The organism is Comamonas sp. C24C (genome assembly GCF_053345995.1).
Map to the genome: position 1 here is coordinate 23509 of NZ_JBKFBC010000019.1, position 6924 is coordinate 30432.

The 6924-nt window shown below is 63.4% G+C and carries 9 protein-coding genes; 4 read left to right on the forward strand and 5 right to left on the reverse strand.

Features of this window, described 5'->3' with window-relative positions; translation table 11 throughout:
• Nucleotides 1-84: 84 nt before the first annotated feature.
• Nucleotides 85-354: a hypothetical protein gene (locus tag ACLBXN_RS23960; protein WP_003059362.1), complete on the reverse strand. Its 270-nt coding sequence runs from the start codon at nucleotides 352-354 to the stop codon at nucleotides 85-87.
• Nucleotides 355-489: 135 nt separating this feature from the next.
• On the opposite strand from ACLBXN_RS23960, the gene ACLBXN_RS23965 reads away from it, so the two are divergent.
• Nucleotides 490-1170 carry a DUF1294 domain-containing protein gene (locus tag ACLBXN_RS23965; protein WP_447613791.1) on the forward strand — a complete coding sequence of 227 codons (681 nt, stop codon included), beginning with the start codon at nucleotides 490-492 and terminating at the stop codon, nucleotides 1168-1170.
• A gap of 44 nt (nucleotides 1171-1214) precedes the next feature.
• On the opposite strand, the gene ACLBXN_RS23970 is transcribed toward ACLBXN_RS23965, so the two are convergent.
• The 3 genes from ACLBXN_RS23970 to ACLBXN_RS23980 form a co-directional block, all read right to left on the reverse strand.
• On the reverse strand, nucleotides 1215-1754 hold the full coding sequence (locus ACLBXN_RS23970; RefSeq protein WP_447613792.1) for a TPM domain-containing protein: 540 nt from the start codon (nucleotides 1752-1754) through the stop codon (nucleotides 1215-1217).
• Nucleotide 1755: 1 nt separating this feature from the next.
• The gene (locus ACLBXN_RS23975) at nucleotides 1756-2613 is read right to left on the reverse strand and encodes a TPM domain-containing protein (protein WP_447613793.1); all 858 of its coding nucleotides are present in this window, start codon (nucleotides 2611-2613) and stop codon (nucleotides 1756-1758) included.
• An 84-nt stretch (nucleotides 2614-2697) separates the two neighbouring features.
• Nucleotides 2698-3315 carry a LemA family protein gene (locus ACLBXN_RS23980; RefSeq protein ID WP_003059354.1) on the reverse strand — a complete coding sequence of 206 codons (618 nt, stop codon included), beginning with the start codon at nucleotides 3313-3315 and terminating at the stop codon, nucleotides 2698-2700.
• 115 nt (nucleotides 3316-3430) lie between these two features.
• Between ACLBXN_RS23980 and ACLBXN_RS23985 the strand changes: the two genes are divergently transcribed.
• The 3 genes from ACLBXN_RS23985 to ACLBXN_RS23995 are packed head-to-tail and all read left to right on the forward strand — an operon-like array spanning nucleotide 3431 to nucleotide 5741.
• On the forward strand, nucleotides 3431-4186 hold the full coding sequence (locus ACLBXN_RS23985) for a hypothetical protein (RefSeq protein ID WP_447613794.1): 756 nt from the start codon (nucleotides 3431-3433) through the stop codon (nucleotides 4184-4186).
• Complete coding sequence (locus ACLBXN_RS23990; protein ID WP_447613795.1) at nucleotides 4183-5154, forward strand: YheT family hydrolase; 972 nt, start codon at nucleotides 4183-4185, stop codon at nucleotides 5152-5154. Before ACLBXN_RS23985 ends, ACLBXN_RS23990 begins: the two co-directional genes overlap by 4 nt.
• 29 nt (nucleotides 5155-5183) lie before the next feature.
• Nucleotides 5184-5741 (forward strand): DUF2946 family protein, encoded by a 558-nt coding sequence (locus tag ACLBXN_RS23995; protein WP_447613796.1) that lies wholly within the window; start codon nucleotides 5184-5186, stop codon nucleotides 5739-5741.
• 86 nt (nucleotides 5742-5827) lie between these two features.
• On the opposite strand, the gene ACLBXN_RS24000 is transcribed toward ACLBXN_RS23995, so the two are convergent.
• Complete coding sequence (locus tag ACLBXN_RS24000) at nucleotides 5828-6694, reverse strand: c-type cytochrome (RefSeq protein WP_447613797.1); 867 nt, start codon at nucleotides 6692-6694, stop codon at nucleotides 5828-5830.
• Between the last annotated feature and the right edge of the window lie 230 nt (nucleotides 6695-6924).

The following is a 6924-nucleotide window of genomic DNA, read 5'->3' on the forward strand; positions in this document are numbered from 1 at the left end:
CATGCCTGTTCATCCTTGAGGTTCAGGCGCATCGCACTTGATACCTCGGTGGACAAGGCCCGATGTTTCGGAGTGCTGCAGGGCTTAGCCGTTGCAGGCGGCCTGATAGCCGTAGACCACGGAGTTGTCCTTGGGGTCCACATGGCGCGATTTACGCACCACGGCCTTGCTGGGGTCTTCGCAGAGAGCGCGAATCTGGGCTTCGCACTTCTTGGGGTCATCTTCCTTGAGCTTGCAGCTCAGTGCGTAGTCGTATTCAGCCGGTGCCTCGGCGCCTCTGGGGCTGATGGAGGAGCAGGCGCTCAGTGCCAGGGCAGAGCTGATGACGGCCAGAGAGAACAGAGATTTCTGCATGTTTGAGTGCTTTCTTAAGAAAATACGGCTGACCCAAAACTAACACAGCCATGCGAGGGAAAAGGTTTTTTCTGGACGGGACCCGCCTGCTTTTTGCATCACCGGGCCTGTTTGCGGTGTCAAAAACAACAAAGGATGGAGATGCGCTACAGCGGTACCTTGACGCAATGGAATGACGAACGTGGCTTTGGCTGGATAGAGGCCGATGGCGGTGGCGAGCGCCTGTTTGTCCATATCAGTGCTTTTGAGCCGCGACCGCCCGCAGAGCAGCGTCCACAGCCCGGCCTGCGCCTGGAGTTTGCCGTCGGCCTGGAGCAGGGCAGAAAGCGTGCGCTTCAGGTCGCATGGCGCGCTGGCGGTTCATTGCCTCAGGCTCGCTCGTCTCCGGTGCGGCGCAACAGTCCGTCTGCAGGGCGTTTGCAGTCCTCGCGTGTAGCATCTCAGGGCTGGCATGCCTCCAGCGGCTTCAGCTATGGTGTGTTGCTGACCTGGCTGCTGCTGATGCTGGCCGCCACCGTGATCTGGGGCGTGCCGCGCATCCTATGGCTGGTCTATGCAGGCCTGAGCATGCTGACCTTCATGGCCTACTGGCAGGATAAATGGGCTGCCCAGAAGGGGCAGTGGCGCACGCCGGAAAAAACGCTGCAGACCATGGCGCTGGCCGGAGGCTGGCCCGGAGCGCTGCTGGCCCAGCAGTGGCTGCGCCACAAAAGCAGCAAGACCAGCTTTCAGCTGCAGTTCTGGCTCATGGTCCTGATCAATGTGGCGGCCGTGCTCTGGCTGTGTTCGCCCTACGGGCGACATGTGCTGGCCTGAGGCTTCTGCGGTCTGCCGCCGGCGCATGCGGCTGCAGAACCGGATCAGTGGTTGCGGCTCGGCAGATGCCTTTGGACCACGGGCGCGTCGGACAGGTTGCGCTGTGTGTTGGCTGCGGACTTGCGCGGAAAATGTGCCTGCAGCTGCCGGTTGACACGCTCCAGTGCCGAGAACAGCCCCACGCTGAAATGCCCACCCTGGAAGGCGGACTGCATATCGCTGATCAGCGTTTGCCATTGCTCGGCGTTCATGGTGCGGTCCAGGGCGCGGTCGGCCACGATCTCTATGGCATGGTCGGCCAGCAGCAGGTAGATGAGTGCACCATTGTTGTGCTCCGTGTCCCAGACATGGAGCTTGGCGAACTGCGAGAGCGCGCGCTGGCGCGCAGTGGCATCGCGCCAGATATAGCTCCAGGGCAGGCCGGCCTCGACGCAGATGCGGACCTGGCCGGTGTGGCCCAGCTCGCTTTTGGCGATCAGCAACTCCAGCTCCTTGAGCGTGGCAGGCGGCAAGGCCTTGCGCAGATGCCGTTCGGCCCAGCGGTGTCGCACCAGACGTGCCAGGCGTTGGAAGATATTTCTCATTTCACCAGTCCCCCGAGGCGCCACCGCCACCAAAGCTGCCGCCGCCACCGGAGCTGAAACCGCCTCCTCCCCCGCTGCCGCTGCTCCAGCCGCCGCCCCCGCCGGTACTGATATACGGTCCGCCTCCGCCACGCGAGAGGTTGGAGAGCAGGGTGAAGATCAGGCCCACCAAGCCAGCCACGCCTGCGATCAACAGGCTGGTGGTGATCACATAGGCGGCCGTCCCGGCAATGCCGCCAATGATCAGCGAACCCAGCACGCGGCCGAAGATGGCGCGGGCGACGGCAATCCCGACCGGAAAGCCGAAAAACAGCAGCGGAAGCAGAAAGTCCAGATTTTCGGACCAGGATGGTCCCGACTTGCGCGCCTCGGACTGCGGTGCGGGCAGCTTCTCGCCATGAATCAGCAGACCCATCTGCTCGATGGCGGTCGAGAGTCCGCCTGCATAGTCGTCGGCGCGAAAGCGGGGCTTCATGGCGCCATCGATGATGCGTGCGGCCTGGATGTCGGGGATGGCGCCTTCAAGCTTGCGCGCCACCTCGATGCGCATGCGCCTGTCGTTCTTGGCCACGACGATGAGAGAGCCGTCGCCTATGTCCTTGCGTCCCAGCCTCCAGTTGCTGGCCACGCGCCAGGCATAGGCGGCAATGTCTTCCGGGGCCGTGGTGGCGACCATGAGCACGGCTACCTGGGCACCGGTCTCGTCCTCCAGCTTCCTGAGCTGCTCGCTCAGGGACTGCAGATCGCCGGGGCTCAGCGTGCCGGTCTGGTCGATGACACGCGCTGTCAGCTCGGGCACGGGCTGCAGTTGAGCGCCTGCGCCGCCTTGCGCCCTGACCGGCAGCGCCGACAACAGCATGCTTGCAAAAAAAATAGCTGCAAGCGCTTTGTAGATAAGGGCTTGAGGCGATTTTTGCATGAATTTCAGGAGCGGTGCTCGCAATTACTTGCTGCCGGCAGGCGCTGCGGGTGTGGAGAAGTCAACGGCCGGTGGCTGGGAAATCTGGGCCTCGTTCTGCACCGTGAAGGTCGGTTTGACCTGGTAGCTGAATACCTTGGCCGTGATATTGGTGGGGAAGCTGCGCGCGAGCACGTTGTAGGCCTGCACCGTGCCTATGTATTCGTTGCGTGCCACGGTGATGCGATTTTCCGTGCCCTCCAGCGTCACACGCAGATCGCGGAAGGCCTGGTTGGCTTTGAGCTCGGGATAGCGTTCCGCCACCACCATCAGGCGCGAGAGCGCGCTGGAAATCTCGCCCTGAGCCTGCTGGAATTTGTTGAAGGCTTCGGGGTTGTTGATCAGCTCGGGCGTGGCCTGGATCGAGGTGGCCTTGGCGCGTGCTTCTATCACCCTGGTCAGGGTCTCCTGCTCAAAGTTGGCCTCGCCCTTGACCGTGGCGACAATGTTCGGGATCAGGTCCGAGCGGCGCTGGTACTGGTTCAGCACCTCGCTCCAGGCGGCCTTGGATTTTTCATCCAGACGCTGAAAGTCGTTATAGCCGCAGCCCGTGAGGGAGAGCATGGAGGCGGCGGTTGCGATTGCCAGAAGCCAGCGTTTCATGGGTGTTTCCATTCACGAAATTGAGACGGAAACCATAGCATAAGGGCTTGTCCGGTTCGTGTGTGTGCAAGGCCTGTCACCCTGTCCGCTGTCCGGCAGCGCTAGCATTGCAATCATGTCCACTGTTTCTCCACTCGATGCCCTGCGTGGCGCACAGCGTCCCGGCCCGAAAACTGCGGCCTTGCCGCGCCTGTTGCTGGCCGGGGCCACGGGGCCGCTGGGCAACGAGGTGCTCAGCCGCGTGGTTGGCGCACAGAACTACGCGCTGGTCCAGGTGCTGGCGCGCGAGCCTTATGTGCAGGGCCTGCGTGGCATGGAACTGCTCGCCCAGCAGTATGACGATGTGCGGCAATGGCCTGTGCAGAAGGCCGATGTGGGCCTCATCATGTTCGAGCCACCGCGTCCCTACTACCAGCGCGAGCGTGCCTTGTGGACGCCCCAGCCGGACCAGCTGCAGGCGCTGGCGCAATGGATGCTGCGCTGTGGCGTGAAGACGCTCGCCGTGGTGCTGCCCCACGATATGGGCAGTCTGCCCCATGCGCTGAAGCAGGGTCTGGCCAACCTCAATGAGCAAGGCGTGGCCGCGTTGGGTTTTGAGCGGCTGATTTTTGTGCGTTCGGCCAGGGAAGCGCACAAAGCCAGCGCCGGCCATTGGCTGCAGCGCACGGCAAAGACCATGCTGTCGGCGCTCAGCTATATGCTGCCGCAGGCGGAGCGCCCGGTGCGGGCCATGCATGTGGCCCGTCTGGTGGAGGCTGCCTTGCTCAAGGCGCCGCCGGGAATTCATGTGGCGCCGCCGGAGCTGGTCTGGCGCGCGGCGCAAAAGGATGGCCTGCAGTCCGAGCTGCGCAGCTGGCTGGGATCTTCATGAACTTCGAGCAGTTTCGTGCGCCCTGGTGGCAGCCGGGCGGTCATGTACAGACCATCTGGGCGGCACTCTGTGCCAGGGAAGCGCAGATTCCGGCATGGCGGCGTGAGCGCTGGGATACGCCCGACGGCGATTTCATCGATATCGATTTCTCAAGACATCCGGCAAGTGCAAGCGCTCCCACACTGGTGCTGTTTCATGGTCTGGAAGGCTCTTCCTCCAGCCACTACGCCAAGGCCCTGGCCCAGGTCTGCGCGCAGCGTGGCTGGCATCTGGCCGTACCGCATTTTCGCGGCTGTAGCGGCGAGCCCAATCGCCTGCTGCGCGCCTACCACTCCGGCGACTCGGACGAGGTGGACTGGATCTTGCGCCGGCTGCAGCAAGGCGCGAACGGCGGGTTGCTGGCCATGGGGGTCTCGCTGGGTGGCAATGCCCTGGCACGCTGGGCCGGAGTCCAGCGGCAGGCCGCGACAGAGCTCGTCAAGGGCGCTGCGGTGGTCTGTGCGCCGCTGGATCTGGTGGCCGGCGGCGTCAATCTGGGGCGCGGGCTGAACCGCTGGATCTACACCCCCATGTTCATGCGCACCCTGGTGCCCAAGGCGCTGGCCAAATGGCAGCAGTCGCCAGGTGTGTTCGACAGGTTGCGGCTGCAGCGCGCTCGTACCCTGCATGACTTCGACGATGTGTTTACCGGCCCGGTGCACGGCTTCAGGAATGCCGATGATTACTGGATCCGTGCCTCGGCAAAGCCGCTGCTCAAGCAGGTGGTCGTGCCTTTGCTGTTGCTCAATGCGCGCAACGACCCCTTTGTGCCGGCGCACAGCCTGCCCACGCCCGACGAGGTGAGCGCCTCGGTCCAGCTTTGGCAGCCGCCGCATGGCGGGCATGTGGGCTTTGCCAGCGGTGCCTGGCCGACCCATGTGCAGGCCATGCCGCTGGCGGTGACCGAGTGGTTGGAGCAGTGGCTCTGAGTGGCCGCCGAATAATCAGGAGATGAGTGATGGATGACATCGTGAAACAGGCCATGCTCAAGTGGCCCAATGTGCCGGCCTGCAGCGGCTGGCTGGGTCTGGATGCGCGCGGCCAGTGGTGGCTCAGGGACGAGCAGGCCCAGGCCTGCGGCGCGTTTGCCAGTGGCAAGCCCGGCTCCAGGGGCAATTTGCTGCAGCACGACAAGCTGGCCGAGTTCATCGGCCGCAACTATCTGGTCGAGGCAGATGGTCGCTGGTATTTTCAGAACGGCCCGCAGCGCGTGTATGTGGAGCTGGAGAGTGCGCCGTGGATATGGCGTCTGCGATACGCGGAGCATGGCTTGCAGTTGCACAGTCATACGGGCCAGGAGCTGGCTGCCGAACAGGTGCAGCAGGTGCTTCTGGACGAGCATGGCCGGCTGTTTCTGGCCCTGCCGCAAGGCCTGGGCATGGTGCACAGTCTGGACATGCTGGATGCCGCCAATGCGCTGGAGAGTGGCGCGCTGCCCGGGGCGCAGGAGATCGACAGCGCCTTGCTGCCGTTGCAGTTCGGTTTTGTGCCCAGTCCTGAGGGCTATCAAGTTTGATAGCTGCTTGCGCTTGTGTGTAAAAGGTTTGAGGCCAAAAATAACAAAACCGGCCAAAAGCCGGTTTTTGTGGGGCAGAGGGGCGCCTACTTGGCTGCATCCACCATGTACTGGATGGCGGCCTTGAAGTCTGCATCCGATGCGGTGGAGCCGCCCTTGGGAGGCATGGCACCCACGCCTTGGGTGGCCTTCTGCACCATATCGTCCATGCCCTTGGCAATGAAAGGTGCCCAGGCAGCCTTGTCGCCAAACTTGGGAGCACCGGCTACGCCGCTGGCGTGGCAGGCCATGCAGGTGGTGTTGTAGAGGTTCTTGCCTGCATCGGAGGCGGCGGCTGCTGCGGGTGCCGGGGCGGCTGCAGGTGCAGGTGCCGCTTCGGCGGCCGGGGCCGCAGCAGGAGCGGCTGCGGGGGCTGTAGCCGTTGCAGCGGGCGCATCGCCAGCGGCGGCGCCGCCGGCTGCGGGCTGGGGCTCGGGGAAGCTGCCTCCGGCCGCATTGGCCATATAGACCACGCCACGGGCAATTTCCGTGTCATTGAATTCGCCGCCACCCTGGGCCGCCATCGCACCCTTGCCTGCCAGGGCAGAGTGCACCAGCGTCTCTAGGCCCTGCTTGATGCGGGGACCCCAGGCCGCTGCATCCTGGAATTTGGGTGCGCCGACGGTGCCGGTCTCATGGCAGGCGGCGCATTGCGACTTGAAGACTTCCGCTCCGCCGCGCAGGGGGCGGTTGGCGTCGCGAATCTCCACGGTTCCCACTTTTTGCAGACGCATGGCCTTGGCCATTTCGGCATTGCCCGTGCCTGCACCCGGAGTGTCGGACGAGGTCACGAACTTGACCAGACCGATGATGACGAAGATGGGAACCACAAACGAGAAGAAGACGGCAAGCAACAGCTGCTTGGGTTTTTTAATGGGGCCGGTATGGGCTTCTTCGTGGTGTTGCTCGCTCATGAAGTCCTCTGAGATCGTGGGATGGGGATGAACAAACCATTATAGAAGTGAGGGTTAAGAACACCAGTGCACGACGATCCGGGTTGACGGCTGCTGGATAAAGGAGTTGAGTTGGATCAACGTTGTGTCGGCAATTTGTGGCGGGTATGAAAAAAGGCGTCCGAAGACGCCTTGTGCGAGAGCCCAGAAAACGGCCTGTTTACTGGGCCGAGGTCGCCGCTGCGGGGCGG